Origin of the sequence: Pseudomonas sp. FG1 (assembly GCF_034313875.1) — a bacterium.
In the GTDB taxonomy this organism is placed as follows: domain Bacteria; phylum Pseudomonadota; class Gammaproteobacteria; order Pseudomonadales; family Pseudomonadaceae; genus Aquipseudomonas; species Aquipseudomonas veronii.
Genome location: NZ_JAVIWP010000001.1, coordinates 1,052,228 through 1,079,201, shown reverse-complemented (window position 1 = coordinate 1,079,201; position 26,974 = coordinate 1,052,228). Strand labels below are relative to the sequence as shown.

At 64.4% G+C, this 26,974-nt stretch carries 20 protein-coding genes and 5 pseudogenes; 13 read left to right on the top strand and 12 right to left on the bottom strand.

Translation table 11 applies throughout. From position 1 onward, the window contains the following. The 10 genes from RGV59_RS05130 (at position 1) to RGV59_RS05085 (ending at position 14,241) form a co-directional block, all read left to right on the top strand. Positions 1-1,290: a DotU family type VI secretion system protein gene (locus RGV59_RS05130; RefSeq protein ID WP_017849973.1), complete on the top strand. Its 1,290-nt coding sequence runs from the start codon at positions 1-3 to the stop codon at positions 1,288-1,290. Next, on the top strand, positions 1,287-4,787 hold the full coding sequence (tssM, locus tag RGV59_RS05125) for a type VI secretion system membrane subunit TssM (RefSeq protein ID WP_126585196.1): 3,501 nt from the start codon (positions 1,287-1,289) through the stop codon (positions 4,785-4,787). The genes RGV59_RS05130 and tssM overlap by 4 nt, the downstream gene beginning before the upstream one ends. Next, complete coding sequence (tagF, locus tag RGV59_RS05120; protein ID WP_126585195.1) at positions 4,784-5,437, top strand: type VI secretion system-associated protein TagF; 654 nt, start codon at positions 4,784-4,786, stop codon at positions 5,435-5,437. Before tssM ends, tagF begins: the two co-directional genes overlap by 4 nt. Beyond that, the gene (locus RGV59_RS05115) at positions 5,438-6,157 is read left to right on the top strand and encodes a PP2C family protein-serine/threonine phosphatase (RefSeq protein WP_017849970.1); all 720 of its coding nucleotides are present in this window, start codon (positions 5,438-5,440) and stop codon (positions 6,155-6,157) included. Beyond that, complete coding sequence (locus RGV59_RS05110; protein WP_126585194.1) at positions 6,154-9,135, top strand: serine/threonine-protein kinase; 2,982 nt, start codon at positions 6,154-6,156, stop codon at positions 9,133-9,135. Before RGV59_RS05115 ends, RGV59_RS05110 begins: the two co-directional genes overlap by 4 nt. Then, entirely contained in the window at positions 9,135-9,839 is a 705-nt protein-coding gene (locus RGV59_RS05105; RefSeq protein ID WP_046381638.1) for an ABC transporter ATP-binding protein, read from the top strand. The genes RGV59_RS05110 and RGV59_RS05105 overlap by 1 nt, the downstream gene beginning before the upstream one ends. After that, entirely contained in the window at positions 9,839-11,023 is a 1,185-nt protein-coding gene (locus RGV59_RS05100) for an ABC transporter permease (RefSeq protein WP_126585193.1), read from the top strand. The genes RGV59_RS05105 and RGV59_RS05100 overlap by 1 nt, the downstream gene beginning before the upstream one ends. Continuing rightward, positions 11,016-12,728, top strand: coding sequence for a formylglycine-generating enzyme family protein (locus RGV59_RS05095; protein ID WP_126585192.1), 1,713 nt, complete (start codon positions 11,016-11,018; stop codon positions 12,726-12,728). Before RGV59_RS05100 ends, RGV59_RS05095 begins: the two co-directional genes overlap by 8 nt. Positions 12,729-12,812: 84 nt before the next feature. Beyond that, on the top strand, positions 12,813-13,742 hold the full coding sequence (gene tagQ / locus RGV59_RS05090) for a type VI secretion system-associated lipoprotein TagQ (RefSeq protein ID WP_102618740.1): 930 nt from the start codon (positions 12,813-12,815) through the stop codon (positions 13,740-13,742). A gap of 124 nt (positions 13,743-13,866) precedes the next feature. After that, positions 13,867-14,241: a hypothetical protein gene (locus tag RGV59_RS05085; protein WP_046385148.1), complete on the top strand. Its 375-nt coding sequence runs from the start codon at positions 13,867-13,869 to the stop codon at positions 14,239-14,241. Positions 14,242-14,349: 108 nt separating this feature from the next. On the opposite strand, the pseudogene RGV59_RS05080 reads toward RGV59_RS05085, so the two are convergent. After that, positions 14,350-14,571 (bottom strand): annotated as a pseudogene (locus RGV59_RS05080) (histidine kinase); the annotation flags it as partial. Positions 14,572-14,582: 11 nt separating this feature from the next. Between RGV59_RS05080 and RGV59_RS05075 the strand changes: the two are divergent. Then, a pseudogene (locus RGV59_RS05075) lies at positions 14,583-14,696 on the top strand (helicase); the annotation flags it as partial. A gap of 108 nt (positions 14,697-14,804) precedes the next feature. On the opposite strand, the pseudogene RGV59_RS05070 reads toward RGV59_RS05075, so the two are convergent. After that, positions 14,805-15,026, bottom strand: a pseudogene (locus RGV59_RS05070) (histidine kinase); the annotation flags it as partial. 11 nt (positions 15,027-15,037) lie between these two features. Between RGV59_RS05070 and RGV59_RS05065 the strand changes: the two are divergent. Further along, positions 15,038-15,151: pseudogene (locus RGV59_RS05065) on the top strand (helicase); the annotation flags it as partial. Between the two features lie 108 nt (positions 15,152-15,259). On the opposite strand, the pseudogene RGV59_RS05060 reads toward RGV59_RS05065, so the two are convergent. From RGV59_RS05060 to exbB, 7 genes and pseudogenes are all read right to left on the bottom strand, one after another. After that, positions 15,260-15,463, bottom strand: a pseudogene (locus RGV59_RS05060) (histidine kinase); the annotation flags it as partial. A 153-nt stretch (positions 15,464-15,616) separates the two neighbouring features. Further along, positions 15,617-17,017 (bottom strand): aminoacyl-tRNA deacylase and HDOD domain-containing protein, encoded by a 1,401-nt coding sequence (locus RGV59_RS05055; RefSeq protein WP_169884162.1) that lies wholly within the window; start codon positions 17,015-17,017, stop codon positions 15,617-15,619. A 77-nt stretch (positions 17,018-17,094) separates the two neighbouring features. Next, the gene (gene recG / locus RGV59_RS05050) at positions 17,095-19,170 is read right to left on the bottom strand and encodes an ATP-dependent DNA helicase RecG (RefSeq protein ID WP_126585191.1); all 2,076 of its coding nucleotides are present in this window, start codon (positions 19,168-19,170) and stop codon (positions 17,095-17,097) included. An 8-nt stretch (positions 19,171-19,178) separates the two neighbouring features. Continuing rightward, positions 19,179-20,099, bottom strand: coding sequence for a hydrogen peroxide-inducible genes activator (locus RGV59_RS05045; RefSeq protein WP_046488968.1), 921 nt, complete (start codon positions 20,097-20,099; stop codon positions 19,179-19,181). A gap of 229 nt (positions 20,100-20,328) precedes the next feature. Continuing rightward, positions 20,329-21,078 carry a TonB family protein gene (locus RGV59_RS05040; protein WP_017846065.1) on the bottom strand — a complete coding sequence of 250 codons (750 nt, stop codon included), beginning with the start codon at positions 21,076-21,078 and terminating at the stop codon, positions 20,329-20,331. Beyond that, positions 21,075-21,500: a TonB system transport protein ExbD gene (exbD, locus tag RGV59_RS05035; RefSeq protein WP_017846064.1), complete on the bottom strand. Its 426-nt coding sequence runs from the start codon at positions 21,498-21,500 to the stop codon at positions 21,075-21,077. Before exbD ends, RGV59_RS05040 begins: the two co-directional genes overlap by 4 nt. Positions 21,501-21,506: 6 nt before the next feature. Further along, a complete protein-coding gene (exbB, locus tag RGV59_RS05030; RefSeq protein ID WP_046381643.1) occupies positions 21,507-22,478 on the bottom strand; it encodes a tonB-system energizer ExbB in 972 nt (323 codons plus the stop codon). Positions 22,479-22,667: 189 nt separating this feature from the next. Here exbB and RGV59_RS05025 point away from each other — a divergent pair, with 189 nt between their 5' ends. Continuing rightward, the gene (locus RGV59_RS05025; protein ID WP_126585190.1) at positions 22,668-23,519 is read left to right on the top strand and encodes an SDR family oxidoreductase; all 852 of its coding nucleotides are present in this window, start codon (positions 22,668-22,670) and stop codon (positions 23,517-23,519) included. A 118-nt stretch (positions 23,520-23,637) separates the two neighbouring features. Here the strand turns inward: RGV59_RS05025 and RGV59_RS05020 are convergent, their stop codons facing one another. The 3 genes from RGV59_RS05020 to spoT are packed head-to-tail and all read right to left on the bottom strand — an operon-like array spanning position 23,638 to position 26,948. Then, the gene (locus tag RGV59_RS05020) at positions 23,638-24,381 is read right to left on the bottom strand and encodes a hypothetical protein (protein WP_126585189.1); all 744 of its coding nucleotides are present in this window, start codon (positions 24,379-24,381) and stop codon (positions 23,638-23,640) included. A 56-nt stretch (positions 24,382-24,437) separates the two neighbouring features. Beyond that, positions 24,438-24,818: a RidA family protein gene (locus tag RGV59_RS05015; RefSeq protein ID WP_003176922.1), complete on the bottom strand. Its 381-nt coding sequence runs from the start codon at positions 24,816-24,818 to the stop codon at positions 24,438-24,440. A 24-nt stretch (positions 24,819-24,842) separates the two neighbouring features. Continuing rightward, entirely contained in the window at positions 24,843-26,948 is a 2,106-nt protein-coding gene (gene spoT / locus RGV59_RS05010) for a bifunctional GTP diphosphokinase/guanosine-3',5'-bis pyrophosphate 3'-pyrophosphohydrolase (RefSeq protein ID WP_017846060.1), read from the bottom strand. Positions 26,949-26,974 lie beyond the last annotated feature (26 nt).

Genomic DNA, 26,974 nt, shown 5'->3' with positions numbered 1-26,974 from the left:
ATGCACCCCAATGATGATGACCGCACCCAGTTCATGCCGCGCCCGGGTGGCCGTGCGCCCGAACCCGCGCGTGCCGAACCGGCGCCGCTGTCGATGCCGGCCGCGCCGATCCTGACCGGCAAAAGCCACGGCCTGAACCCGCTGGAAAGCGCCGCCGGCCCGCTGCTGGCCTTGCTGACACGCCTGCGCAACACCATCGCCCACCCGGCGCCGGCCAGTTTGCGTGCGCAGTTGCTGGCCTATCTGCGCCAGTTCGAAGAGCGCGCCGAAGCTGCTGGCGTGGCGCGCAACGAAGTGCTGCTGGCGCGTTACGCCCTGTGTACCGCACTGGATGAGGCAGTGTTGAGCACGCCGTGGGGCAGCACCAGCGATTGGGGCAAGCAGAGCCTGCTGATCACCGTTCACAACGAAGCCTGGGGCGGCGAAAAGGTCTTCCAGCTACTCGACCATTGCCTGCAAAGCCCACGCGAGCGCTTGTACCTGCTGGAACTGTTGTACCTGTGCATGTGCCTGGGTTTCGAAGGCCGCTACCGCGTGATGAACGATGGTCGCAGCCAGTTGGAAGCCCTGCGTGAACGTACCGCAGCGGCGATTCGCAGCGCCCGGGGCGACCACGAGCGCGAGCTGTCGCCGCACTGGCGCGGCGTGACCGTGGCGCGCGATCGCCTGGCGCAGTTCATGCCGCCGTGGATCGCCGTGGCCATCGGCCTGGCGCTGCTGCTGGCGTTGCTGTTCGGCCTGCGCCTGAAGCTGGCCGCAGACGCCGAGCCGGTGTTCAAGAATATCCATGCCCTGGGCGAGATCCCGGTGCAGGCCATCGACCGCCCCGTGGCGCAGCCGAAAGTGATCGAGCGCCCGCGCCTGGCCGGTTTTCTGGTGGAAGACATCAAGGCCGGGCGCGTCGCGGTGGAAGACAAGGTCGACCGTTCCGTCGTGACGATCCGCGGTGATGAGCTCTTTGCGTCGGCCAGCTCCAGCATCGTCGACGACTACCAGCCGCTGATGCTGCGCATCGCCGACGCGATCCGCAAGGTCAAGGGCCAGGTGCGCGTCACCGGGCACAGCGACAACCGCCCGATTGCCACGCTGCGCTTCCCGTCCAACTGGGCCTTGTCCGAAGCGCGGGCCAAGTCGGTGCTGGAGATCCTCGCGGCCAAGACCGGCCAGGGCGATCGCTTCAGTGCCGAGGGCAGAAGCGACACCGAGCCGGTGGCGACCAACGCCACCGCCGAAGGCCGTGCCCGCAATCGTCGGGTTGAAATCACCGTACTCGCGGAGGGCGTCGAGTGAAGGCGTTTTTCAGTTTCATGATTCGCTGGGTGATCCCGTTGCTGGGCCTGATCGCCCTGAGCCTGATCATCTGGTTTGTCGGGCCCCTGCTCGACGTGCTGGTGCCCGAAGGGCGGCGCTGGGCGCTGATCGTCCTGCTGTTTGCGGCCTGGCTCGCCTACCGTGTGTTCCGCATCCTCCAGGCCCGTCGCCAGGCCGCCGAAGTGATGCGCAGCCTGGCCGCGCAAACCCCGGCCGACCCCAACAGCGTCGCCACCGCCGAAGAACTCACCAGCCTGCGCCAGCGCATGGACGAAGCCCTGGCCCTGCTGAAAAAAGCCAAGCTCGGCGGGGATGAGCGGCGCAACCTCTACGAGCTGCCGTGGTACGTGATCATCGGCCCGCCGGGTTCGGGCAAGACCACCGCGCTGGTCAATTCCGGGCTGCATTTCCCGCTGGCTGCCCAATTGGGCGCCGGGGCGGTGCGGGGCGTCGGCGGCACGCGCAACTGCGACTGGTGGTTTACCGACCAGGCCGTATTGCTCGATACCGCCGGCCGCTACACCACCCAGGACAGCAACTCCCCGGTGGACAAAGCCGCCTGGCTGGGCTTCCTCGACCTGTTGAAAAAGCAGCGCTCGCGCCGCCCGATCGATGGCGCCTTTATCGCCATCAGCCTGTCGGACCTGCTGCTGGGCAGCGAAGCCGAACGCGCTGCCCACGCGGCGGCGATTCGCCTGCGTATCCAGGAGCTGTACACCCAGCTGGGCGTGCGTTTCCCGATCTACCTGATGCTGACCAAGCTCGACCTGGTGCCGGGTTTCATGGAGTTCTTCGACAACCTGAGCAAGGAAGAACGCGCCCAGGTGTGGGGCATGACCTTTGCCCTGGACGACGGCAAGCACAGCGACAGCCCCCTGGCGCACCTGCAAAGCGAATTCGCCGGCCTCGAACAGCGCCTCAACGAACGCCTGGTCGAACGCCTGCAACAGGAACGCGACCCGGCGCGGCGCGACTTGATCTACGGCTTCCCGCAGCAGTTCGGCGCATTGAAAGATTGCCTGCAAAGCTTCCTCGAAGGCGTGTTCAAACCCAACGCCTTTGAAGAGCGCGTCTTGCTGCGCGGCGTGTATTTCACCAGCGGCACCCAGGAAGGCAGCCCGATCGATCGCTTGATCGGCACCATGGCCCAGAGCATGAACCTGGACCGCCAGCACCTGGCACGCCAGAGCGGCAGCGGGCGCAGTTACTTCATCGAGAAACTGTTCAGCGCGGTCGCCTTTGCCGAGCGCGGGCTGGTGGGCGTCAACCCGCAGGTCGAGCGGCGGCGCAAATGGATCGCACGCGGCGTGCTCGCGGCCACCGTGGTGCTGGTGATCGTGGTCAGCAGCCTGTGGTGGGTCAGTTATCGCGCCAACCAGGCGTATATCGCCCAGGTCGACCAGAAGGTCGCGCCCCTGGGCCAGGCCGTACAGAACCTCAGCCCGGCACAGCGCGAAGTGCTCGCCGTGTTGCCGTTGCTCAACGCGGTGAAACACCTCGCCGGGGATTCGCCAAGTTGGTCCGAGGGTCTGGGCCTGTATCAGGGCGATATGCTCGAAGCCGAATCCGCCAGCGTCTATCGCAAGCTGTTGATCGCCGTCTTCGCGCCGCGCCTGGTGACGCGCATCGAGGAGCAACTGCACGGCGGCGGTAACTCCGACTTCCTCTACGAGGGCCTCAAGGCCTACCTGATGCTCGCCGACATCGAGCATTACGACGCGGAATTCATCAAGGCCTGGATCGCCCTCGACTGGGACCGCAACCTGCCACGCGACCTGCCCGCCGATCAGCGCCAGGCGCTGGCCGAACACTTGCAGGCGTTGTTCGAACGTCACCCGCCGAGCGCACGCCTCGATGCGCGCTTGATCGACGACCTGCGTCGGCAGTTGCAACAACTGCCGGTGGCTCAGCGTGTGTATGACCGGGTCAAACGCCAGAAACTGCCCGACGGCATTCCGGACTTCCGCCTCAACGAAGCCGCCGGTCGCGACGCCGCATTGGTGTTCAGCCGCAAAAGCGGCAAGCCGTTGGGCGAGCCGCTGAGTGGTTTCTTCACCGCCAAGGGCTATCGCCAGGCGTTCCTGCTGCGCAGCCTGAACCAGACCGGCACCCTGGCCGAAGAGCAATGGGTGCTCGGCCATGAGCAGGCCGACCAGCAGAACGTGGTCAGCCTGGCCGCCGACGTGCGCCGCCTGTACTTCCAGGACTACCAGCGCCAGTGGGATGCGTTGCTCGCCGACATCGACTTTGTGCCGATCACCAGCGTGGCCCAGGCGGCGGACGTGCTGCGGGTGATTTCCGGGCCGACCTCGCCGCTGAAAAAACTGCTGGTGGCGGTGGCCAGGGAAACCGACTTGCAGGCAGAGGAACGCCAGTTAGCGGCCAAGGGCGTGCCGGTCGAAGGCGGCGTGGACAAGCTCAAGGAACGCCTGGGCAACCTGCTCGGCCAGGCGCAACCGAACGCGGATGCGCCGGCCGCTGCGGACGACCCGGTGACCGCGCACTTCGCCGAGCTCAACAGCATCGTCAGCAAGAACGAAGGCGAACCGGCGGCCATCGACGGCCTGCTGGCGGATATGAACGCGCTGTACGTGCAAGTCAGCGCCATGGTCGGCGCCAGCGGCGATGCCTTGCTCGGTGAGGCCAAGAACCAGGCTGCAGCGGCGGCCACGCGGGTCAGCCTGAACGCCGAGCGCCAGCCGCCGCTGGTGCAGGGCATGGTCAAGTCGGTGGTCAACTCGACCACCAACAGCATGATGGGCGGGGTGCGCAACCAGCTGAACGCGGCGTGGGTCAGCGAAGTGGTGAACGTGTATCGCCAGTCCCTGGCCGGGCGTTATCCGATGTCGCCGGGCAGCGCGCGTGACGCGACTCTGGATGATTTCGGCCAGTTCTTCGGCGTGGGCGGGGTGATGGATAACTACTTCCGCAAATATCTGCAGCCCTACGTCGATACCTCCGCACAGACCTGGCGCTGGCAGCCGGGCGCGGCGCAGAAACTCGGGATTGCGCCGGGTGTGCTGCAAACCTTCCAGCGCGCGGCGACGATCCGCGATGCGTTCTTTCGCTCAGGCGGTACTCAGCCGATCGTGCGTTTCGAGCTCAAGCCGGTGGCGATGGACGCCAGCATCACCCAGTTCCTGCTCGACCTCGACGGCCAGCAATTGAGCTACGACCACGGCCCGAGCCGTCCGGTGGCGATGCAATGGCCGAACCCCGGCAGCATTGGCGTGGTGCGTATTTCGATCATGCCGCCGTCGGCCAGCGGTCGCTCCGGCGTGACCCTGGACGGCCCGTGGGCCTGGTTCCGCCTGCTGGAACAATCGGACCTCACGCCTGGCAATGCGCCGGACCGCTTCAGCCTGCGCCTGCGGGTCGACGGTGCGAGCATCGCCTACGAATTGCGTGCCAACAGCGCCTTCAACCCGTTCAAGAGCCGCGTGCTCAGTGGCTTCAGCCTGCCGGAGCGGTTATGACGACGTTGGGCTTCTACGGCAAGTTGGCCAGTCGCGGCGATTTTGTCAGCCGCGCCTTACCGCAGAGCTTTATCGGCCCGTGGGACAGCTGGCTGGCGGCGGGCCTGCTCGCCAGTCAACACAGCCTCGGCGCCGGTTGGCTCAACGTATATCTGGTCAGCCCGCTGTGGCGCTTTGTGCTGGCGCCCGGCGTGTGCGGGCCGAACGCGGCGGCGGGCGTGGTGATGCCGAGCATCGACCGGGTCGGGCGGTATTTCCCGCTGGCCGTGGTCGCCTTGCTCGATCACGACACCAACCCGGCGTCCCTGGTGGGCGGCCCGGACCGCTGGTTTGAAGAGGCCGAAGAGCTGTTGCTCGGCACCCTGGATGCCGGTGCCACCTTCGAGAATTTCAACGCCGGCCTCGACTGCCTGGGCTTGCCGGCGACGGAACCGCGCGCGGTGGACAGCCGTTTCGCCGGGCTGCAGCGGGTCGCCGCCACCGTTCCCCATGCGCGCATGACCGCACTCGCCGAACAGGCCTGCGAAGGCGCCAGCCTGTGGTGGGGGCGTGGTTCGCAGACGATTTCCCCTGGTTTATTGCGGTGTCAGGGCCTGCCCGCCACCAGCGATTTTGCGCAGTTTTTGCTCGGACAAGAAGGTGTGATGTAGATGGGGTCGACGTACAAATCCGCGAGCAAAAGCCATGTGGGCATGGTTCGCCAGGTCAATGAAGACGCGTGCCTGGACCTGCCCGAGAATCGCCTGTGGGTGGTGGCCGACGGCATGGGCGGGCACGCCGCGGGGGATTACGTCAGCAGCCTGATCGTCGACAGCCTGCGCAGTGTGCCGCTGGGGCGTTCCCTCGAGGAATACTCGGCGGCCTTGCGCAACGACCTGATCCGCATCAACGCGGCCGTGCGTGAAGAAACCGCCAACCGTGGCGTGACCATGATGGGCAGCACCGTGGTGGTGTTCGCCGCACGCGGCTTGCGCGGCGTGTGCCTGTGGGCCGGCGACAGTCGCCTGTATCGCCTGCGCGACGGCGTGCTCGACGGCATTTCGCGCGACCACAGCTACGTGCAAGACCTGCAAGACAGCGGCCTGCTCAGCGAGGCCGATGCCCGCGTGCATCCGCGCGCCAACATCGTCACCCGCGCCATCGGTGTGGAAGCCCAACTGGAACTGGCGGTGGTCGACCTGCTGATCGCCCCCGGCGACAGTTACCTGCTGTGCAGCGATGGCCTGAACAAGACCGTCGAGGACCACGAGATCCGTGAAGTGCTCAACCATGACGCCCCGGATGAAATCGTGCGCAGCCTGGTCCACCTGGGGCTGAACCGCGGCGCACCGGACAACATCACTGCCATCGTCGTGAAGGTATCGGCATGAACATCGTGATCCCGGGCTACGACATCGAAGGCGAGATCGGCGAAGGCGCCATGGCCAGCGTATACCTGGCGACCCAGCGCTCGCTGGAGCGCAAGGTCGCGCTCAAGGTGATGGCGGCGGCGCTGGCGGCGGACCCGAGTTTCTGCGAGCGCTTCCTGCGCGAAGGCAAGACCCTGGCGCGGCTGTCGCACCCGCACACGGTGACCATCCATGACATCGGCAATGTCGGCGAGCTGTATTACATGGCCATGGAGTACCTGCCCAACGGCACGCTCAAGGAGCGCATCGCCGCCGGCCTCACCCCGGAGCAGGGCCTCACGCTGATCCGCCAGATCGCTTCGGCCCTGGGTTATGCCCATGCGCAGGGGTTGGTCCACCGCGACGTCAAGCCGGCGAACATTCTGTTCCGCGCCGACGGCACCGCCGTGCTGTCGGACTTTGGCATCGCCAAATCCCTGGACGACCGCACCCAGTTCACCCAGGCCGGTTTCGCCGTGGGCACGCCGAGCTACATGAGCCCGGAACAGGCGCGTGGCCAGGAAATCGATGGCCGCGCAGACCTGTATGCGCTGGGCGTGGTGCTCTATGAAATCCTCGTCGGCAAGCTGCCTTATAACGGCACCGACGCGCTCTCCACGGCCTTGGCCCACCTGACCGAGCCGCTGCCGGAACTGCCGCTGCATCACGGGCGTTATCAGGACGTGCTGCGCAAACTGTTGGCCAAGGACCCGAATGAGCGCTTCCCGGATGCGGCGGCGTTGCTGCTGGCGCTGGATCAACTGCCGACCGAGTCGCCGGACGCCACGCAGGTGCGGCCGTTGCCGATTCCGCTGAGTTTCGATCTGGCCGGCATCACTCCGCAATCCATCGAGATCCCGACCGACAAGCCGCAACCGGCGCGCCAGCCGGTGGTGCCGCCAACCCCACGGCACACGGTGTCCGAGCAGCGCCGTGGGCCGGTGTTGGCGTTGGCCGCCGTGGCGGTGGCGGTTGCCTTGGCCATAGGTGGCGCGGGTTACTGGTGGTTGAGCGGCAGTGATCAGCCCGCCAAGCCACCGGCTGCGGCAGTGCCCAAGGTGACACCACCGGTGACGCCACCGGTGGCGGTCGCCGAAGTGGACGGCGGTCAACGGCCCTTGCTGATGGCGGGCAAGAAAACCCTGTTCCAGCGCGTGCTCAGCAAACCCGGCGCGAAACTCGCCAGCGCTGCCGGCAGCGCGCCAGGCAAAGCCCTGCCGGCGTTTTCCGTGCTCTATGTGTATCAGCGTAAGGACGTCGACGGCAGCCCATGGCTGCGCGTCGGTGCCGCCACCGATGGGCGCAGCGACGGTTGGTTGCCGGCCGCCCAGGTCAGCGACTGGAAGCAAAGCCTGGTGCTCAAGTTCACCGAACGCTCCGGCCGGGCGCCGGTGATGTTCCTGCGCCAATCCGGCGAAGTGGAAAAGCTGCTGGCCGACCCCGCCGCTGCCAAAGGCGTGCTGGCCAAGGCGCAGAACAACCGCGACGACAACGGCCAGGTGCTGGCCCTGGAGCCGGCCGCCAGCGCGGTGCCGCAGAACCAGTTCTACCTGCTGCCGATCTTCGATTCCAAAGAGAGCTTCGACGACAACGGCCAGCCGGTGCAGTTGCTCAACGTCGCGTCCATCGACCCTGGCAGCAGCGCGGTCGCCAAGCCCGCGACCGCGCTGATCAACGCCAATGCCGATGCCTTCCGCACGGCGGTGGTGCTGGTGGTCGACACCACCGTGTCGATGCAGCCGTATATCGACCAGATCCGCGATGTGGTCCACGAGCTGCAAACCCGCATCGCCGAACGCGGCGAGTTGGACAGCGTCAGCTTCGGCCTGGTGGGTTTTCGCAACAGCATCAAGAAAACCCCGGGCCTGGAATACGTGGCCAAGACCCTGATCACCCTCGACCAGGGCCGCGACCCGCAGCGCTTCCTCGACCTGGCGCGCGGGGTCAAGGCGTCGACCGTGTCCAGCCACTCCTTCAACGAGGACGCGTTTGCCGGGGTGATGCAGGCTGTCGAAGGCATGGACTGGTCCGGCTATGGCGGCCGTATCATCCTGCTGGTCACCGACGCCGGCGCGCTGCGCAAGAACGACCCGTTCGCCGCCACCCAGATGAACGAAGCCGAAGTGCGCCAGGCGGCGCTGGGCAAGCAGATCAAGATCTACGCCCTGCACCTGCGCACCGACGCCGGCAAGAAAACCCACGCCGGCGCCGAAAGCCAGTACCGCATCCTCACCGCCGACGCCAACCCGCAGATCGGCGACCTGTATACGAAGGTGCCGGGTGGCGATGTACGCAAGCTGGGCGAGCGCGTCGATGAGATCGGTACGGTGTTCGCCAACCTGGTGCATCAGGTACGCAATGACACGCCACAGCCGCTGCCCTTGCTGAGCGCCGCGCCAAGCCTGGCGGATAAATCCGCCGCCATCGGCTACGCCATGCACATGGACTTCCTCGGGCGCAAAGCCGCGAGCCAGGCGCCGCAACTGGTCAGCGCCTGGACCGCCGACCGCGACCTGACCAACCCGGCGCTGCCGGCGTTCCAGGTGTGCGTGATGTTGACCAAATTGCAGCTCAACGACCTGCAGCAGTCGCTGAAACTGATCGTCGACGCCGCCCGCAAAACCCAGACCTCGCCCAAAGACTTCTTCCAGGAAATCGCCAGCGCCTCGGCCTATATGAGCCGCGACCCGCAGGCCCTGCGCAAGGGCGGCAACCTGGCCGATGGCGGCATTCTCGGCGAATACCTGGAAGGCCTGCCGTACCGCAGCAAGTCGCTGAACATGACCCAGGACCTGTGGCTGTCGTTGAGCGTGGCCGAGCAGGAGGACTTTATCGACGAGCTGGATTCGAAGATCCGCCTCTATGAAACCTTCCACAATGACCTGGCCAACTGGGTCCGTTTCGGCGCTGCCGAGCCGGGCGATGCGTTGTACCGCGTCCCTTTGTCGACGCTGCCGTAATGCTGAACCTGAACGCGGTACACAAGAGCCGGGGCGTCGGTGCCCAGCGCTATAGCCTGGTGATTCCGGCGTTGCACCTGCGCGCGGGGGAGCAAGTGGCGATTGTCGGGCCGAGCGGGTGCGGCAAAAGCACCTTGCTCGACCTGCTGGCCCTGGTGCTCGCGCCGGATCAGGTGGACCGCTTCGAATTCAATCAGACCGATATCGGCGGGTTGTGGCGCGCTGATCGGCAGACCGCCCTGGCCGAGTTGCGCAGCCGGCACCTCGGTTACGTCCTGCAAACCGGCGGCTTGCTGGGCTTTCTCGATGTGCGCAGCAATATCGCCTTGTCCCGGCAACTGCTGGGGTTGAAGGACGATGGCAGCGTGGCGCGCCTGGCCGAGCAATTGGAAATCAGCGATCAACTGGCCAAGAAGCCGGCGGCGCTGTCGGTCGGCCAACGCCAGCGCGTGAGCTGCGCCCGCGCCCTGGCCCATGCGCCGCAATTGGTCTTGGCCGATGAGCCGACCGCGTCCCTCGACCCGCTTAACGCCGAACGGGTGATGCAAGCGCTGTTGGCCCGCGCTCGCGAACACCGCGCCGCTTGCGTGATCGCCACCCATGACGAACCCCTGGCTCGCGCCAGCGGCTTGCAGGTGCGCCGTATCGCTTGCCGTCGCGACACTGATGGCGGCATCACCGCCACCCTCGGGGAGGTGTGCTGATGCGCCTCGGTCTGGTGGCTTCCCTGGCTTGGCAGGATTACCGCAACGATGCGTGGCTGTCGGCCTGCGCGGTGCTGGCGCTGGTCGCCGTCGTCGCGCCGTTGCTGGTGTTGTTCGGCCTGAAGTTCGGGCTGGTCAGCAGTCTGACCGAGCGCCTGGAGAACGACCCGGCCACCCGTGAAATTATTCCGTTGGGCGGTGGTCGATTCAGCCGCGCCTTTGTCGAGCAGTTGGGCCAGCGCGGCGATGTGGCGTTCGCCATCCCGCGCACGCGGCAGATCGCGGCGACCGCGCAGGTGGGCACATTGACCCTGGAAATGCTGCCGACCGCGCCGGGCGATCCACTGCTCAACGGTTTGCCGATGCCCCAGGGCCTGGCGCAGATCGTGCTGAGCCACACCGCCGCCGAGAAGCTCGCGGCGCGGCCCGGGGATTGGCTGGAGACCGGCTTTGCGCGCCAGGTCGCGGGGCGCGTCGAAACCCGGCGCACGCGTTTGCAGGTGCTCGCGGTACTGCCGCTGGAAGCCTTCGCCCGTGACGGCCTGTTTGCTGAATTGAGCCTGCTGGAAGCGGTGGAAGACTACCGCGACGGCCGTGCCGTGCCAGCGCTGGGTTGGGACGGCGACGCGGTCGGCGCGGGCGAGCAGCGGGTGTATCCGGCGTTTCGCCTGTATGCGCGCAACCTCACCGATGTGGAGCCGCTGCGGGTGTTTTTCGCCGGGCAGAATCTGTTGGTGGCGACCCAGGCATTGAGCATCGCCCAGGTGCAGTCGTTGAGCCGCAACCTGTCGATCGTGTTCTGGATCATCGCCGGGTTGGCCTTGGCGGGGGCGTTCGCGGCGATCTTCGCCGGGGCGCTGGCCGCCGTGGCGCGCAAGCGCAGGGAGTTATCGGTGTTGCGCCTGTTGGGCTTTTCCACCGCCGCGCTGTTGCTGTTTGTGGTGCTGCAGGCGCTCTACAGCGCCGGCTTGGCCGCCGTGTTCAGTGCGGGTCTGTATGGCCTGGCCGAGGCGGGCTTGAATCAATTATTCGTACAGGTGCCGGGCGAACACGCCAGCCACCTGCTGGCGCGTCATTACGGCCTGGCCCTGGTGGCTGTGCTCGGCGTCAGCGCCGTGGCGGCAGCCTGTGGCGGTTGGCGCGTGGCGCGTATCCAGGCTTCTGAAGGAATCCGAGATGTATAAATTACTGGGCGCCGCCTTGGCGCTGAGCCTGGCCTCGCTGGCGTGGGCCGATGAGGCAAGCGACAAGCTCGACAACCCCAAGCCGTTGCCGGACGACGTCAGCCTGCCGCTGCCGTGCGAAGGCAACATGGTGTTCCGCTACGTCTATGTGCTGGCCCAAGGCACGTTGGACGACCGCGAGATCAGCCTCGGCTACCCCTTTGCCGAAGGCGAGGCGGGCTATCAGCAGTCGTTCATTTCCGGTTATCGCCGCGACTTCATCAACGGCCAGTTCAGCCTCAAGGACCTGCCGAAAGACTGGAACAACGTCATCACGCCCTTGATGCCGAAGACCGACGCGAAGACCCCGCTCAAGCCGATGCTCTACTTCATCGGCAAGTACGAAGTGACCGCGCGCCAATACGCCCTGGTGATGTCCCAGGCGCAATCGCTGGCCAGTGGCGAACCGGCGCCCGCGTGCGATGCGCCCAGTGGCATGGCCGGGCGTTTGCCCAAGGTCAAGCTGTCGCGCTTTGAAGCCGAACGCTTCTCGGCGGTGTACAGCGCCTGGCTGATGAAATACCACCGCGAGTTGCTGCCGGTGAGCGGGCGTGGTGCTTCGGCGGACGACGGCGGCCTGGGTTTTGTGCGCCTGCCCACCGAAGTGGAATGGGAGTTCGCCGCACGCGGGGCCCAGGCCGTGAGCCGCCAGGACTTGGAAGGGCGCCTGTTCCCGCGGCGCATCGAAGGCAGCGAAAGCGACGGCCCGCTGGCCGATTGGGCGGTGTTCAACCAAGTCGCCGGCGGCACCGGCCAGGCCGCGCGGCTGCTGCCCATCGGCACCAAATTGCCCAACCCGATCGGCCTGTTCGATGTGATCGGCAACGCGGCGGAAATGGTTCAGGAATCCTTCCAGCTGGTACACGCCGGGCGTCGCCAGGGCGCCTATGGCGGCTTTGTGGTCAAGGGCGGCAATTACCTGGAGGGCGAGGGCACGCTGTTCACCGGCATGCGCCGCGAGTACCCGTTGTTCGCCGCCGACGGCACCGAGCAAAGCAACGAGACCACCGGTTTTCGCGTGGCGATCGGCGCGCTGTCGGCACCGCGTTCGCGCTACAAGGAGCTGTTCGCGCAGTGGCAGAAAGAAGGCCGCCTGGCCTCGCTGACCGATGCCATCGATGACGCCCAGGACCCGACCAAGCGCCTGGACAGCATCATCGCCGCCAGCGTCGACCCACGCCTGCAAGCCGAGCTGGGGCTGGTCAACGAAGAGCTCAAGCGCAACGTCTCGCTGATCGCCCAGCAACGCGAAGAAGCGGCGGGCAACCTGATTCAGTCGGCGGCGTTGGTGGCCGAGACCATCAATAACTACAACATCCGCCTGACCAATCTGCAGAAGAGCCGCCAGCAGGCCGTGGACGCCAAGGACGAGGCCAGCGCGCAGCTGTTTGCCGTAGCCATCGCCAACGGGCGCAGTGCCCTCGACGGCGCAGTGGCGATCTATATCGACAACCTGGCCACCGGCACGCGTTACACCGATGCGGTGATCCAGGCGCAGTTTCAACGGATCAAGGAAGAGTTGGATCGCAAGCCAGTGCTCGGCAAAAGCCTGGTGACGCGCGCGACACTGTTCGTTCGCCATGTCGGCAACTACCGCAAGCAACAGCGGGCCGACCCGGCAACGATCTTGAAGGAATTGCTCGCAGCCAGTGGTCAGCGGTCTTGATCGTTGGCTATAGAGCGAGCTTGGAAGGGACTCAGGCGGCGGTGGGCCGTGCTGGGCAAGTCAAACTTAAAAGAGAACACACCTATGCTTTTTTCCCGTAAGGCGGTTTCCAAGCGTCACTTGCTGCTGATCGCAGCCGGTTTCAGCACCGTGTTGACTGGTTGCGCCACGTCGCCGACGTCCAAAGTCGCGTCGAGCACCAAGGTCGAGTACTACCCGAACTGCTACGAGCCGGTGCAGCACCTGCGCGCGACCGATTCGGACATGACCAAGTCGGTCGTCACCGGCGCGGCCATCGGCGCTGCTGGCGGTGCATTGCTCGGCGCCCTGACCGGCGACTCCGAGAAGCGCGGCCGTAACGCCGCAATCGGTGCCGCGGGCGGCGCCCTGGCTGGCGGCGCGGCGGGTTACTACACCGAGCGTCAGAAGCAGATCGCCGATGACAACCAGCGTATTGGCTCCTACGCAGCCGACGTCAATAAAAGCGCCTCCGACATCGACCGCAGCACCGCCTACGCCAAGGCCTCCCAGCAGTGCTACCAGAGCGCGTTCACCAAGCTGGTGGCCGACCGTAAAGCCAAGACCGTCAACGACACCGAAGGCCGCAAGCGCCTGGCGGAAATCGTTTCCGGCCTGAAGGAATCCAATGACCTGATCGTCGCGGTCAACGGCAAGGCCAGCGAAGACCTGAACAACTACACCCAGGCTTACGAGAAAGACCTGCAACAGGTGGGCGTGCAGCGCAACGACGTGGTCACCGTGGCGACAGCGGATGCCACTCCGGCGGTTGTACCGGCCAAGAAAGGTAAGTCGACCAGCAAAGTCGTGACCAAGCGTCCGCCGCTGCCTGTGGTGCCGAAAGAAGCGGTCGCCACCGAAAGAACCTTCCAGACTGCCCAGACCAAGCAAGATGAGAGCAAGAAGGTCGCCAGCGCCGGTAAAGCACAGATCGAAGGCACTTGCCGCGATCCGAACCTGGCCGACTGGGCGCCGGTGCCGTGCCCTAACGTATAAGTAAGTTGTTGCTATAAGCGGTAAACGCCAACCGATCTCCGGCTAAAGCGCGAGATCGGTGGCGTTCTTTCGGCAATTCGTTACACTGCTGCGGCCACTCAATAATTACACCGAGGCCGTGTGCATGAAATTTCGTCTTCTCCTCTGGGTACTGGGCCTGATGATGGGCAAAGCCAGCCGCACCAACCCTGCGTTCCAGCAGCAGTTGGGTGACAAAGACCTGGCGTTCCAGTTGCAGACTCTCGACGGCAAGGTTGCCCGTCACTTCATCGTCAAAGACCAGCGCATCACCAGCCGCTCGGGTGTCCACCCTGCGCCGGCCTTCGCCATTGCCTTTAAAGACGCCGCCTATGGCTTCGCCACGATGCAGGCGAAGAACAAGCAACTGGCGTTCATGACGGGGATTCAGGACAAGTCGATCCAGATCAAGGGCAACCCGGCGCTGGTGATCTGGTTCCAGGGCTTGACCAAGTATTTGAAGCCGAAGAAAAAGCAGTAGACCGAGGTGGATTCATCGGGGGCAAGCCCCCTCCCACACTTGACCGTGTTCGCAGATCAAAATGTGGGAGGGGGCTTGCCCCCGATAGCGATCTAACAAGCTACCGATTCAGCCCTGGCTGAACTGCGAGGCCAATTCGCGCAACAGCACCTCGGCATCCAGCACCTTGGCCACGACTTCTTCAGCCTTGTCACGGCTCAAGCCCAAACGTTCAAGCAGCTCGTCGGGGATGGTTTCGTGCGGCCCGGAGCCGATGCCCCGGCTGCGCAGCAGGCGCACGGCCAGGCACACCAGGTTGGGGTACTCGGCGTATTGGCCGTCGTAGGTTGGGTGACAAAGACCTGGCGTTCATGACGGGGATTCAGGACAAGTCGATCCAGATCAAGGGCAACCCGGCGCTGGTGATCTGGTTCCAGGGCTTGACCAAGTATTTGAAGCCGAAGAAAAAGCAGTAGACCGAGGTGGATTCATCGGGGGCAAGCCCCCTCCCACACTTGACCGTGTTCGCAGATCAAAATGTGGGAGGGGGCTTGCCCCCGATAGCGATCTAACAAGCTACCGATTCAGCCCTGGCTGAACTGCGAGGCCAATTCGCGCAACAGCACCTCGGCATCCAGCACCTTGGCCACGACTTCTTCAGCCTTGTCACGGCTCAAGCCCAAACGTTCAAGCAGCTCGTCGGGGATGGTTTCGTGTGGCCCGGAGCCGATGCCCCGGCTGCGCAGCAGGCGCACGGCCAGGCACACCAGGTTGGGGTACTCGGCGTATTGGCCGTCGTAGGTTGGGTGACAAAGACCTGGCGTTCATGACGGGGATTCAGGACAAGTCGATCCAGATCAAGGGCAACCCGGCGCTGGTGATCTGGTTCCAGGGCTTGACCAAGTATTTGAAGCCGAAGAAAAAGAAGTAGACCGAGGTGGATTCATCGGGGGCAAGCCCCCTCCCACACTTGACCGTGTTCGCAGATCAAAATGTGGGAGGGGGCTTGCCCCCGATAGCGATCTAACAAGCTACCGATTCAGCCCTGGCTGAACTGCGAGGCCAATTCGCGCAACAGCACCTCGGCATCCAGCACCTTGGTCACGACTTCTTCAGCCTTGTCACGGCTCAAGCCCAAACGTTCAAGCAGCTCGTCGGGGATGGTTTCGTGCGGCCCGGAGCCGATGCCCCGGCTGCGCAGCAGGCGCACGGCCAGGCATACCAGGTTGGGGTACTCGGCGTATTCCAGGGCTTGACCAAGTATTTGAAGCCGAAGAAAAAGCAGTAGACCGAGGTGGATTCATCGGGGGCAAGCCCCCTCCCACACTTGACCGTGTTCGCAGATCAAAATGTGGGAGGGGGCTTGCCCCCGATAGCGATCTAACAAGCTACCGATTCAGCCCTGGCTGAACTGCGAGGCCAATTCGCGCAACAGCACCTCGGCATCCAGCACCTTGGCCACAACTTCTTCAGCCTTGTCACGGCTCAAGCCCAAACGTTCAAGCAGCTCGTCGGGGATGGTTTCGTGTGGCCCGGAGCCGATGCCCCGGCTGCGCAGCAGGCGCACGGCCAGGCACACCAGGTTGGGGTACTCGGCGTATTGGCCGTCGTAGGACGGGTCGTGCTGGAAGCGCAGGGCGGTGGACAGTTCGTCCGGCATGTCCCAGTAGCGCATCAGCCAGGCGCCGATCTGTTCGCGGCTGATACCCAGCAAATGCTGCTCCACATAGCTGTGGCACAGGTGCGGGTTGACCTCCAGGTGTCGGCAGATCAGCGAGAAGTGCGGCGGAAACACGTGGGCCAGCAGCAGATAACCGAAGTTGTGCAGCAGACCGGCCAGGTAGGTCAGGCCGGCTTCCGGGCGTTGCGCGCGCGGCATGGCGCGGGTCAGGCCTTCGATGACGGCGGCGGTGTAGATCGACTGGTGCCAGTACGGCGTGGCCTGGTGCGGGTGGTCCTTGGGCAGGCTCAGGGTTTTGCCCAGGGCCAGGCCCAGCGCCAGGTTGATCACCAGGTCGAAGCCCAGCACCCGCACGATGGCGTCTTCCACCGAGCGGATCTTGCCCGGCGAGGCGTAATAGGGCGAGGCGGCCCAGCTGACCACCTGGGCGGCCAGCGCCGGGTCGGTTTCGACCACGCCGGTGATGTCGTCGATGGTGGCGTTGGGGTCGACGCGCAGTTTGATGATTTTCTGCGCAGTGTCGGCCAGCGGCGGAATCTCGATGGTCGCTTCCAGGCGTTGCTGGATGCGCCGGGCCGTGAACGCCTGCATGGCCTGGGTGATTTCCTCGCGGTCATCATGGGGCCGGTCGAGGTTGGGCCGGATGTTGCTCAGCGGCTCGCCGAATTGAGCGGCGCTGGCCTTGGTCAGCATGGTCTTGAAGTCGGCGCTGGCGATCTCCAGCAGCAAACCGGCTTCGCCCGAGTGAACCAGCAGGCTCGACTCATCGAGCAGGCTGCCTTCATACAGGCAAGGTGAGCTGGTCAGCGCCGGCAGGCCGGGCAACAGGCTGAGGTCATGCTTGCCGAGCATGCGTTCGATACGTTCCGGCGACACCGATGTCAGGTGGCGGCCGGTGAGTTCGGTCAGGCGGTTGAGGTCGAGCAACTGGTTCTGCGGGAACAGCACCATGAGCGCGCCCACCGCATCTTCCAGCAGCACCGCCTGGATCTTTCGCGCAGGGTTCAGGCCCGGATGTTCGGCGACTTCCGTATAGCTGATGGAGAGTTTCGCGAGCAGCGCCCGAATAACCGGCGGGGCGGTCAGTGGTGCGGCGGCGTGGGCAACTTCTGACATGGCCTGATCCAAATTCGTACAGTCTTTGGAGTATAACCAGCTTGATACAAATGTTGGTCGGATAAGTGAAACAGGCGTCACACTTGGCCGTATTGCTGCCCATGCCTGAGCCAGCGATCCAGCAGCGGGCTGACGTGATCCGGCCAACGCTCGAGCAGGGCCTGGGCCGCATCGCGCACTGCCGGCAGCAGGTCGGCGTCGCGCATCAGGTCGGCGACCTTGAATTGCAGCAGGCCGGTCTGGCGGGTGCCGAGCATCTCGCCGGGGCCGCGCAGTTCGAGGTCTTTTTCGGCGATGACAAAACCGTCGTTGGTTTCACGCATGATGCCCAGGCGTTGACGGCCGATCTGCGACAGCGGCGGATGATACAGCAGCACGCAGTGGCTGGCCGCGCTGCCCCGGCCGACGCGGCCGCGTAGCTGGTGCAGTTGCGCCAGGCCCAGGCGCTCGGGGTTTTCGATGATCATCAGGCTGGCGTTGGGCACGTCCACCCCGACCTCGATCACCGTGGTGGCCACCAGCAGTTGCAGGTCGCCGGCCTTGAATTGCGCCATCACCGCGGCTTTTTCCGCCGGTTTCATGCGCCCGTGGATCAGCCCGACCTTGAGTTCGCCCAAGGCGCTGGTGAGGTCTTCGTAAGTGGTTTCGGCGGCCTGGCAGGTCAGCTCTTCGGACTCTTCGATCAGCGTGCATACCCAATACGCCTGGCGGCCTTCGGCACAGGCGCCGCGCACGCGCTCGATGACTTCCACGCGCCGGGAGTCGGTGACCAGCACAGTATTGACCGGGGTGCGGCCGGGCGGCAGTTCGTCGAGGATCGAGGTGTCGAGGTCGGCGTAGGCGCTCATGGCCAGGGTGCGCGGGATCGGCGTGGCGGTCATGATCAGTTGGTGCGGGCTCATGCGCCCGCCCGCGCCTTTCTGGCGTAGGGCCAGGCGCTGTTGCACGCCGAAGCGATGCTGTTCGTCGATGATCACCAGCGCGAGGTTCTTGAACTGCACTTCGTCCTGGAACAGCGCATGGGTGCCCACCACCATCGGTGCGCCGCTGGCGATCTGCTCCAGCGCGGTTGTGCGGTTTTTGCCTTTGAGTTTGCCCGCCAGCCACGCCACTTCCAGGCCCAGCGGTTCGAGCCAGCGCTTGAAGGTGATGAAGTGCTGCTCGGCGAGAATCTCAGTGGGCGCCATCAGCGCCACCTGGTAACCGGCTTCGAGTGCCTGCAGGGCGGCGAGGGCGGCGACCACGGTCTTGCCCGCGCCGACGTCGCCCTGGATCAGGCGCAGCATGGGTTCGGGCTGGCTGAGGTCGTAGGCGATTTCATTGCCCACGCGCTGTTGGGCACCGGTCGGCGCAAAGCCGAGGTTCGCCAGGTACTGCGCGGGCAGGCGCGTGGCCTTGGGCATCGCCGGGGCGCGCAGGGAGCGCATGCTCTCGCGCAGGCGTTGCTGGGACAGTTGGTGGGTCAGCAGTTCTTCGAAGGCCAGGCGATGCTGCGCCCAGTGATGACCGAGGGCCAGTTCGTCCACGTCCGCGTCGGCCGGTGGGTGATGCAGGTAGCGGATCGCATCGTCCAGCGGCGCCAGTTGATAGTCCCGGGCCAGCTCCACGGGCAGCCAGTCGGGCAGGCTTTTCGGGCCGAGCATCGTCAGGGTCTGCTGGCACAGTTGGCGCAGGCGTTGTTGGGTGAGGCCTTCGGTCAGCGGGTAGATCGGCGTCAGGGTGGTGTCGACCGGCGGCGGCTCGTCGCCCGTAATGGCGCGGTATTCCGGATGGTAGATCTCCAGGCCCGAGGCGCCGGGGCGTGCTTCGCCGTAACAGCGCACGCGGGTGCCGCGCTTGAGGCCTTCCTTCTGCGCGTTGCTGAAATGGTAGAAGCGCAGGCTCAGGCCGCCGGTGCCATCCTGCAGGCGCACCACCAGGCTGCGGCGCTTGCCCATCATCACGTCGGCGCCGCTGACGGTGCCTTCGATCACTGCGTCCTGCCCAGGGCGCAAATGACCGATGGGCACTACGCGGGTGCGGTCCTGATAGCGCAGAGGCAGGTGGAACAGCACGTCCTGAAGGTTCTCCAGGCCGACCTTGGCCAACTTCTCGGCCATGGCTTCGCCGACACCCTTGAGTGCCGTCACCGACACCTGCGACAGCTCAGTCATACAGTGGCTCAGCTCGCAGCAGGCGGTTTGGCCACCGAACACAGGCGGATCGAGTCGGCCAGGATCTCAATGGCTTTGGGCCGCGGGAAGCTGGCGCGCCAGGCGATCGCCACGGTGCGGAACGGCACCGGCGGCGTGAGCGGGCGCACGGCGATCACGCCCGGGGCGTAGTGATGGCTGTCCACCGCCGACAGCGGCAGGATCGAAATGCCCAGGCCGGAGGCGACCATGTGGCGAATGGTTTCCAGGGAGCTGGATTCCACGGTGGTGTGTTTGGCGCCGTCGTGGCCCTTGGTCAGGGTCGGGCAGGCTTCCAGCACCTGGTCGCGGAAGCAGTGGCCTTCACCGAGCAGCAGCAGGCTCTTGTCGTTGAGCAGGCTGGCGTCGATGCTGTCTTTCTGCGTCCACGGGTGCGAGGCCGGCATCAGCACGTAGAACGGCTCGTCGTAGAGCGGCAGGGTCAGCACGTCAGCCTCGTTGAACGGCAGGGCGATGATGATCGCGTCCAACTCGCCGTTGCGCAGTTTGTCGCGCAGCACGTGGGTGAAGTTTTCTTCGATATACAGCGGCATCTGCGGCGCGACGCGGTGCAGTTGCGGAATCAGGTGCGGGAACAGGTACGGGCCGACGGTGTAGATGGCGCCGACTTTCAGCGGCGCGGTCAGCTGGTTTTTGCCGGCCTGGGCCAGTTCGCGAATGCTTTGGGCTTGCTCCAGGACCTTTTGGGCCTGGGCAACGATGCCTTCACCGACCGGGGTCAGGCGCACGGCGCTTTTGCTGCGCTCGAAAATCAGCACACCGAGTTCGTCTTCAAGCTTTTTCACGCCCACCGACAGCGTCGGCTGGCTGACGTGGCAACGCTCGGCCGCGTGGCCGAAGTGTTGTTCTTGGGCGAGGGTCACGATGTAGCGTAATTCTGTAAGAGTCATAGCGGGCGTCCATGAGGTTGCGAGCCAAGCATACCGGCTGCAATCGATAGACACACGTTATCAGAACTTTGATAAGGATTGAGCGGGGAATGTGCGAGATTTTGCTGAAGCGATAAAACCCGATGTGGGAAGGGGCTTGCTCCCGATGGCGATGGGTCAGTCGAGGATGTGTCGACTGATGTACCGTCATCGGGAGCAAGCCCCCTCTCACATAGCCCTGCGCGTGCCTTTAGCGGCGACGCTTCTCGATGTTGTAAACGAACGGCGCGACGATCTCGATGCTGCCGCTTTTCACCATGTCGGCCGGTGGCTTGGGCAATGGCTGGGCGCGACGGATCATGTCCAGGGTGGCGCGGTCCAGGTCGGCGTTGCCGGAGCGGCCCACCAACTCGTAGGACAGCACATTGCCTTCGGCATCGACCACGAAGCGCAAGCGATTCATGCCTTCCTTGCCACTGTTCTGCGCGCTTTGCGGGTACTTTTTGTACTTCTGCAAGTGCGCCAGCAGGGCGCCTTCCCAGGAGGCTTTGGCGGCGACCTGTTGCGGCGACGGGCCCGGTGCGGGCTGGGCCGATTTCTCCGCCGGTGTATTGGTCGGCGGCGTGTCGCTTGGTGGCGTCTCGGAAGGTTTCTCCTTGGGCGGCTCGGGCTTTTTCTCCTCCGGCTTGGGCGGCTGGGGTTTCGGCTTGGGCTTGACCGGCTTGGGCACCTGGATCGTCGGCTTGGGCGCTTCGGCCAGTTTCGGCAGCGGCAGCTCTTCCACCGGGGCGGGCGGCTGCGGCGGCGTGACCACCTTGGGCGGTGCCGGCGGCGGCGGTGCGGGCATCGGCGCCAGGTCGATGACCATGGCCGCCGGTGGCAGCTGGACCGTGCGCGGCGCCGACCAGTGGAGCGCGATGGCAATCGCGATGGCATGCACGCCCAGCACGACGGCGAGGCTGGTGCCATAACGCGTCAGTTTGTGGCGCGTCGTGATCATTTTTTGGCTGCCGTCTCAAGTCCGACCAGGCCGACCTTGAGGTAGCCGGCTGCCCGCAGGGCATCCATCACGCTCATCAGGTCGCCGTAGTCCACGCCTTTGTCGGCCTGGAAGAAGATCGTCGTGTCTTTCTTGCCTTGGGTCTTGGCGTCGAGCGCCGGCCCCAGGGTTTCGGCTTTGACTTCTTCTTCGCCCAGGAACAGGCGTTGGTCCGCCTTGACGCTGAGGAAAATCGGCTTCTCCGGCCGCGGCGCGGGTTTGGCGCTGGAGGCGGGCAGGTCGACCTTGATATCCACGGTGGCCAAGGGGGCCGCCACCATGAAGATGATCAGCAGCACCAGCATCACGTCGATAAACGGCGTGACGTTGATTTCGTGGTTCTCGACGAGTTCGTCGTCGCCTTGATTCAAATGCAGGCCCATGGCCGATTACCCCACTTTCACCATGTGCGGTTGCGAGCTGCGCTCGGAAGGCAGGTGATCGAGGTCGCGGCTGACCAGCAGCAGGACTTCTGCCGACGCGTCCGATACCTGGGCCTTGTAGCCGGCAATCGAACGGGCGAAGACGTTGTAGATCACCACCGCTGGAATCGCGGCAACCAGGCCCAGGGCGGTCGCCAGCAAGGCTTCGGCGATGCCGGGAGCGACGACGGCGAGGTTGGTGGTCTGGGTTTTGGCGATGCCGATGAAGCTGTTCATGATGCCCCACACGGTGCCGAACAGACCGACGAACGGCGCGGTGGAACCGATGGTCGCCAGCACGCCGGTGCCGTTGCTCATGTTACGACCGCAGGCTGCCACCAGGCGCTCGAGACGGAACGCCACGCGCTCCTTGATGCCCTCTTTTTCGCGGGTGTTGGCCGACAGGCGCATTTCTTCCAGCGCGTCGTGTACCAGCGTATTGGCCAGGGTGCCCTTCTTGGTCGCCGTTTCGCTGGCTTCCTTGAGGGTGGTGGCCTTTTTCAAGTGGACGATCTCGCTGCGCAGGCGGCGCTTGGCGCCCAGCAGTTCGAAGCCTTTGGCGATCCAGATGGTCCAGGTGATGATCGAGGCGATGGCCAGGCCGATCATCACGGCTTTCACCACCACGTCAGCGTTTTGGTACATGCCCCATGGCGACAGGTCGTGGGCCATGCCAAGGGTGTTGTTTTCTTCCAGCACCACGCCGGGCTCGTCGGCGGTGGCCGGCGCTGCAGCCTGGGCTGGGTCTGTGGCGGCCGGCACCGCAGGGGCGGCGGTGGCATTCTGTTCGGCAGCAGCAGGAGCCGCCGGCGCGGTGGCATCAGCGAATGCGGCGGTCGGTGCCAGCAGTACGCTGAACAGCAGCGCGGCAATCGCACGCCAGGCGCGGGATGGACTGTGAAGTTTGGTTGGCGAAGCGGGGTGTGTATTACGTGTCATGCTGGCCGGACCTGAGAGAAAAAAAAGAGTGATCGTCCTTCCAGACCCTGCGAGGTCGAGGACAAATGGGTCGTTATTATTGCAAGTAATTCTTGTTAACAGAAGTAATACAGTAACTTTATTTGTCCTTTTTCTGGCCGCTGGTCTCCTGCGACGGCTAATCTAGACCTTTCAGTACGGAGTTTTGTGATGTCTGCGCCTTCTGTTGTGATTGCCGGTTGTGGCGATGTGGGGAGTCGGCTGGCCAGCCAATTGCTCGCCTCGGAATGGGAGGTTCATGGCCTGCGGCGTGATATTTCGCGCCTGCCCGATGGCGTGATCGGCATTGCCGGTGACCTGTTCAATAAGGATTGCCCTGACACCTGGCCGATCGGCGGGGTGGATTACCTGGTGTATTGCGCGGCGGCGACGGATCACGACGAAGCCGGTTATCGCGCCGCTTATGTGCAAGGGTTGCAGCATGTGTTGGAGTGGTTGAAGGATTACGGCCAGGAGCCCAAGCATCTGCTGTTTGTGTCCAGCAGCAGTGTGTATGGGCAGCAGCAGGGCGAATGGGTCGACGAAACGTCCGAGACCCAGGCAAAAGGCTATTCCGGGCAGGTGATGCTGGAAGCCGAGCAAGTCGCGCTGAACAGCGGCATTGCGGCGAGCATCGTGCGCTTGACCGGGATTTACGGGCCGGGCCGCGAGTGGCTGCTGACGCAGGTGCGCCAGGGTTATCGCGTGGCGATCGATCCACCTTTGTATGGCAACCGGATCCACGTCGATGATGCGGCCGGCCTGCTGGCGTTTTTGTTGCGGCATGTGGAGCAGGGCGGTTCGCTGGATCGCATCTATATCGGTGTCGATGACGCACCGGCGCCGTTGGCCGAGGTGGTGGCCTGGTTGCGTGAGTACCTGGGTGTGACGCAATGGTCCGATGACGCCAGTGTGCGCCGCGCCGGGAGCAAGCAATGCAGCAACGCCCGGGCCAAGGCGTTGGGCTGGGTGCCGACGTATCCGAGTTATCGCGAAGGCTACGCGGCCATCCTGAAGGGCTGAGCCGCGGTCAGAAAAGGTGGGAGGGGGCTTGCTCTGTCAGCCACGGTTGTAGTGGCTGATCGGGAGCAAGTCGAATCGTCGCAGCGCCCCTCCCACATTCAGGTCTGTGGGATGACGGTTATTGTTTTTCAAGCAGCCACTGGCGTGGCCCCGGTGTAAACGAGGGCACTTCGTCGGCCCGCGAGGTATTGATCGCCTGGAAGATTTCCAGCTGCTTGCCCTTGCGTGCAAAGATCCACGCATTGCCCACGCCGTTGCGTTGCAACCACATGCTGTCGTAGCCGCCGCTCATGGAGGCGCAATCACCCGCCAGGCATAACGAATATCGATCGGCGCCCGGCAGGCCGGCCACTTGGCCGTTGGCCTGGAACTGCACGGTGGCGCCTTCGCCATTGCCGTTGGCGATTTTCCAGTCGCCGCCCATATAAGCGGCGTACAGCGCGCGCTCGAAGTTGGCGCCCAATGGCGCGCCTTCCGGTGCAGGTTCCTTGGCGCGGGCAAACAGCTGTTCGGGCTCGTTGTCGTTGGCCACTTGCAGCAGTTGCCGACCTTTGCGCTTGAGATCGGTGGCGGCGCTGCCGTAGAAGTCGACGCTCCAGGCACCGGGCTTCTCACCGAGCAACTTGCCTTCCGCTACTTCAAAACCGTTGTAGTAGCGGGCCTGCAGGGCCTTGGTGTTGACGTCCCACTCGAGGTTCGGGCCAAAGCTCTGCAGTGCTTCACGCAAAGGGCCGCCCTTGGCTGCCGCGTCGATGGCAACCTGGTTGATCCAGGTGCCGCTCACATCCAGGTCGGCGGGGTTGCTGGCACAGCCGCCGAGCAACAGGGCGAGCAACGAAGAGGCTACAAGCGCTTTGCGCATCATGAAATCCTTTTAAAACGAAGTCGGCGCAGCCTATGGAGGCTGCGCCGGGTGTTTTACTCGATGACCAGAATCGCGTCCATCTCAACCTGTGCGCCCTTTGGCAGGGCAGCAACGCCGATAGCGGCGCGGGCTGGGTAAGGCTGTTCGAAGTACTTGCCCATGATCTCGTTGACCTTGGCGAAGTGGCTCAGGTCGGTGAGGAAGATGTTCAGCTTGACGATGTCCTTGAACGAACCGCCGGCAGCTTCGGCGACCGACTTGAGGTTTTCGAAGACCTGTACGGTTTGTGCTTCGAAGCCTTCAACCAGTTCCATGGTCTTTGGGTCCAGTGGGATCTGGCCGGACATGTAGACGGTGTTGCCCGCCTTGATCGCCTGGGAGTAGGTGCCGATGGCGGCTGGGGCTTTGTCGCTGGTGATAACAGTCTTGGTCATGAATGACTCCTTGTAAGAGGTGGGCTATGCACGCATGCGGGTGATGCGGATCACACCGGTCAACGCGCGCAGTTTCTTGATCACGCGGGCCAGGTGTACGCGGTCGTGTACGCTGACCACCAGTTGGACCACGCTGATGCGACCATCGCGCTCGTCCATGCTGATTTTCTCGATATTGCCGTCGGCCGCGTTGACGCTGCTGGCCAGCAGGGCGATCAGGCCGCGCTGGTGCTCCAGCTCGACCCGCAGCTCGACGTTGAATTCGCCGGTGACATCCTTGGCCCACGAGAGCTGGATGCATTTTTCCGGGTTGTGGCGGATTTCGCTGATATTGCGGCAGTTGTCCAGGTGGACCACCATGCCTTTGCCTGCCGACAGGTGCCCGACAATCGGGTCGCCCGGGATCGGCGTGCAGCACTTGGCGTAGCTGAGCACCAGGCCCTCGGTGCCGCGAATCGCCAGTGGACCTTCCGGGCTTGGCAATTGCTCGCCTTCGCCGAGCAGGCGACGGGCGACCACATAGGCCATGCGGTTGCCCAGGCCGATGTCTTCCAGCAGGTCTTCGATGGTTTCCTGGCGATACTCGCTGAGCATCGCTTGCACGCGCTCGCCGGGGATTTTCTCGAGGGCGCTGTCGAAACCGTTGAGCACCTTGTTCAGCAAACGTTCGCCCAGGCTGATGGACTCGGAGCGGCGCTGCAGTTTCAGGGCGTGGCGAATATGGGTGCGCGCCTTGCCGGTGACCACGAAGTTGAGCCACGCCGGGTTCGGCCGGGCGCCCGGTGCGCTGACGATCTCCACGGTGGAGCCGCTTTGCAGCGGTTCCGACAGCGGGGCCAGGCGCCGGTTGATGCGGCAAGCGATGCAGCTGTTGCCGACATCGGTGTGTACGGCGTAGGCAAAGTCGACGGCCGTGGAGCCTTTGGGCAGCTCCATGATCCGGCCCTTGGGCGTGAACACGTAGACCTCGTCCGGGAACAGGTCGATCTTCACGCTCTCGATGAATTCCAGGGAGTTGCCTGCACGTTGCTGCATTTCCAGCACGCCTTTGACCCACTGGCGCGCGCGGGCGTGGGTGCCTTTGGGCTGCTCGTCGCCGCTGGATTTGTACAGCCAATGGGCGGCGATGCCGTTGTTGGCCATCTCTTCCATTTCCCGGGTGCGGATCTGGATCTCGATCGGCACCCCATGCATACCGAACAGCGTGGTATGCAGCGACTGATAGCCGTTGGCCTTGGGAATGGCGATGTAGTCCTTGAAGCGGCCCGGCAGGGGTTTGTACAAATTATGTACAGCGCCCAATACGCGGTAGCAGGTGTCGACCTTGTCGACGATGATCCGGAACGCATACACGTCCATGATCTCGTTGAAGGCCCGGCGCTTGCCGCGCATCTTCTTGTAGATGCCGTAGATGTGCTTCTGCCGCCCGCTGACCTCGCCCTCGATCTCGTCGATCGCCAGGCAATGGCTCAGCGACTCTTCGATCTTGTTGACGATTTCCTTGCGGTTGCCCCGGGCACGTTTGACCGCCTGGTAGATGCGCGCCGAACGCATCGGGTGCATGGCCTTGAAGCCGAGGTCTTCGAATTCGATACGAATGGCGTGCATGCCCAGCCGGTTGGCGATGGGCGCGTAGATTTCCAGGGTTTCCTTGGCGATGCGCCGGCGTTTTTCGCCGGACAGCACTTCCAGTGTCCGCATGTTGTGCAGCCGGTCGGCCAGCTTGACCAGGATCACGCGGATATCCCGGGCCATGGCCATCGCCATCTTCTGGAAGTTTTCCGCCTGGGCTTCGGCCTTGGTCTCGAAGTTCATCTGGGTCAGTTTGCTGACCCCATCGACCAGTTCGGCCACGGTTTCGCCAAATTGCGCGCTGAGCGCTTCCTTGGCGATGCCGGTGTCTTCGATCACGTCATGCAGCATCGCGGCCATCAGGCTCTGATGGTCCATGTGCATGTCGGCGAGAATATTGGCCACCGCAAGAGGATGGGTGACATACGCCTCGCCGCTGCGGCGGCGTTGGCCGTCGTGGGCTTGTTCGGCGTAGAAATACGCTCGGCGGACCAGGTTGACCTGGTCTGGGCCGAGGTAGGTCGATAAGCGATCGGCGAGGGCGTCTATGCTCGGCAAAGGATGGACTCCTGCCGCGTGCGTTG

What these genes read in the sequence shown, in the direction of transcription:
- RGV59_RS05130 (WP_017849973.1), top strand. Translation starts at nt 1, where the DNA reads ATGCACCCCAATGATGATGACCGCACCCAGTTCATGCCGCGCCCGGGT.
- tagF (WP_126585195.1), top strand. Translation starts at nt 4,784, where the DNA reads ATGACGACGTTGGGCTTCTACGGCAAGTTGGCCAGTCGCGGCGATTTT.
- RGV59_RS05115 (WP_017849970.1), top strand. Translation starts at nt 5,438, where the DNA reads ATGGGGTCGACGTACAAATCCGCGAGCAAAAGCCATGTGGGCATGGTT.
- RGV59_RS05110 (WP_126585194.1), top strand. Translation starts at nt 6,154, where the DNA reads ATGAACATCGTGATCCCGGGCTACGACATCGAAGGCGAGATCGGCGAA.
- RGV59_RS05105 (WP_046381638.1), top strand. Translation starts at nt 9,135, where the DNA reads ATGCTGAACCTGAACGCGGTACACAAGAGCCGGGGCGTCGGTGCCCAG.
- RGV59_RS05100 (WP_126585193.1), top strand. Translation starts at nt 9,839, where the DNA reads ATGCGCCTCGGTCTGGTGGCTTCCCTGGCTTGGCAGGATTACCGCAAC.
- RGV59_RS05095 (WP_126585192.1), top strand. Translation starts at nt 11,016, where the DNA reads ATGTATAAATTACTGGGCGCCGCCTTGGCGCTGAGCCTGGCCTCGCTG.
- tagQ (WP_102618740.1), top strand. Translation starts at nt 12,813, where the DNA reads ATGCTTTTTTCCCGTAAGGCGGTTTCCAAGCGTCACTTGCTGCTGATC.
- RGV59_RS05085 (WP_046385148.1), top strand. Translation starts at nt 13,867, where the DNA reads ATGAAATTTCGTCTTCTCCTCTGGGTACTGGGCCTGATGATGGGCAAA.
- RGV59_RS05055 (WP_169884162.1), bottom strand. Translation starts at nt 17,017, where the DNA reads ATGTCAGAAGTTGCCCACGCCGCCGCACCACTGACCGCCCCGCCGGTT.
- recG (WP_126585191.1), bottom strand. Translation starts at nt 19,170, where the DNA reads ATGACTGAGCTGTCGCAGGTGTCGGTGACGGCACTCAAGGGTGTCGGC.
- RGV59_RS05045 (WP_046488968.1), bottom strand. Translation starts at nt 20,099, where the DNA reads ATGACTCTTACAGAATTACGCTACATCGTGACCCTCGCCCAAGAACAA.
- RGV59_RS05040 (WP_017846065.1), bottom strand. Translation starts at nt 21,078, where the DNA reads ATGATCACGACGCGCCACAAACTGACGCGTTATGGCACCAGCCTCGCC.
- exbD (WP_017846064.1), bottom strand. Translation starts at nt 21,500, where the DNA reads ATGGGCCTGCATTTGAATCAAGGCGACGACGAACTCGTCGAGAACCAC.
- exbB (WP_046381643.1), bottom strand. Translation starts at nt 22,478, where the DNA reads ATGACACGTAATACACACCCCGCTTCGCCAACCAAACTTCACAGTCCA.
- RGV59_RS05025 (WP_126585190.1), top strand. Translation starts at nt 22,668, where the DNA reads ATGTCTGCGCCTTCTGTTGTGATTGCCGGTTGTGGCGATGTGGGGAGT.
- RGV59_RS05020 (WP_126585189.1), bottom strand. Translation starts at nt 24,381, where the DNA reads ATGCGCAAAGCGCTTGTAGCCTCTTCGTTGCTCGCCCTGTTGCTCGGC.
- RGV59_RS05015 (WP_003176922.1), bottom strand. Translation starts at nt 24,818, where the DNA reads ATGACCAAGACTGTTATCACCAGCGACAAAGCCCCAGCCGCCATCGGC.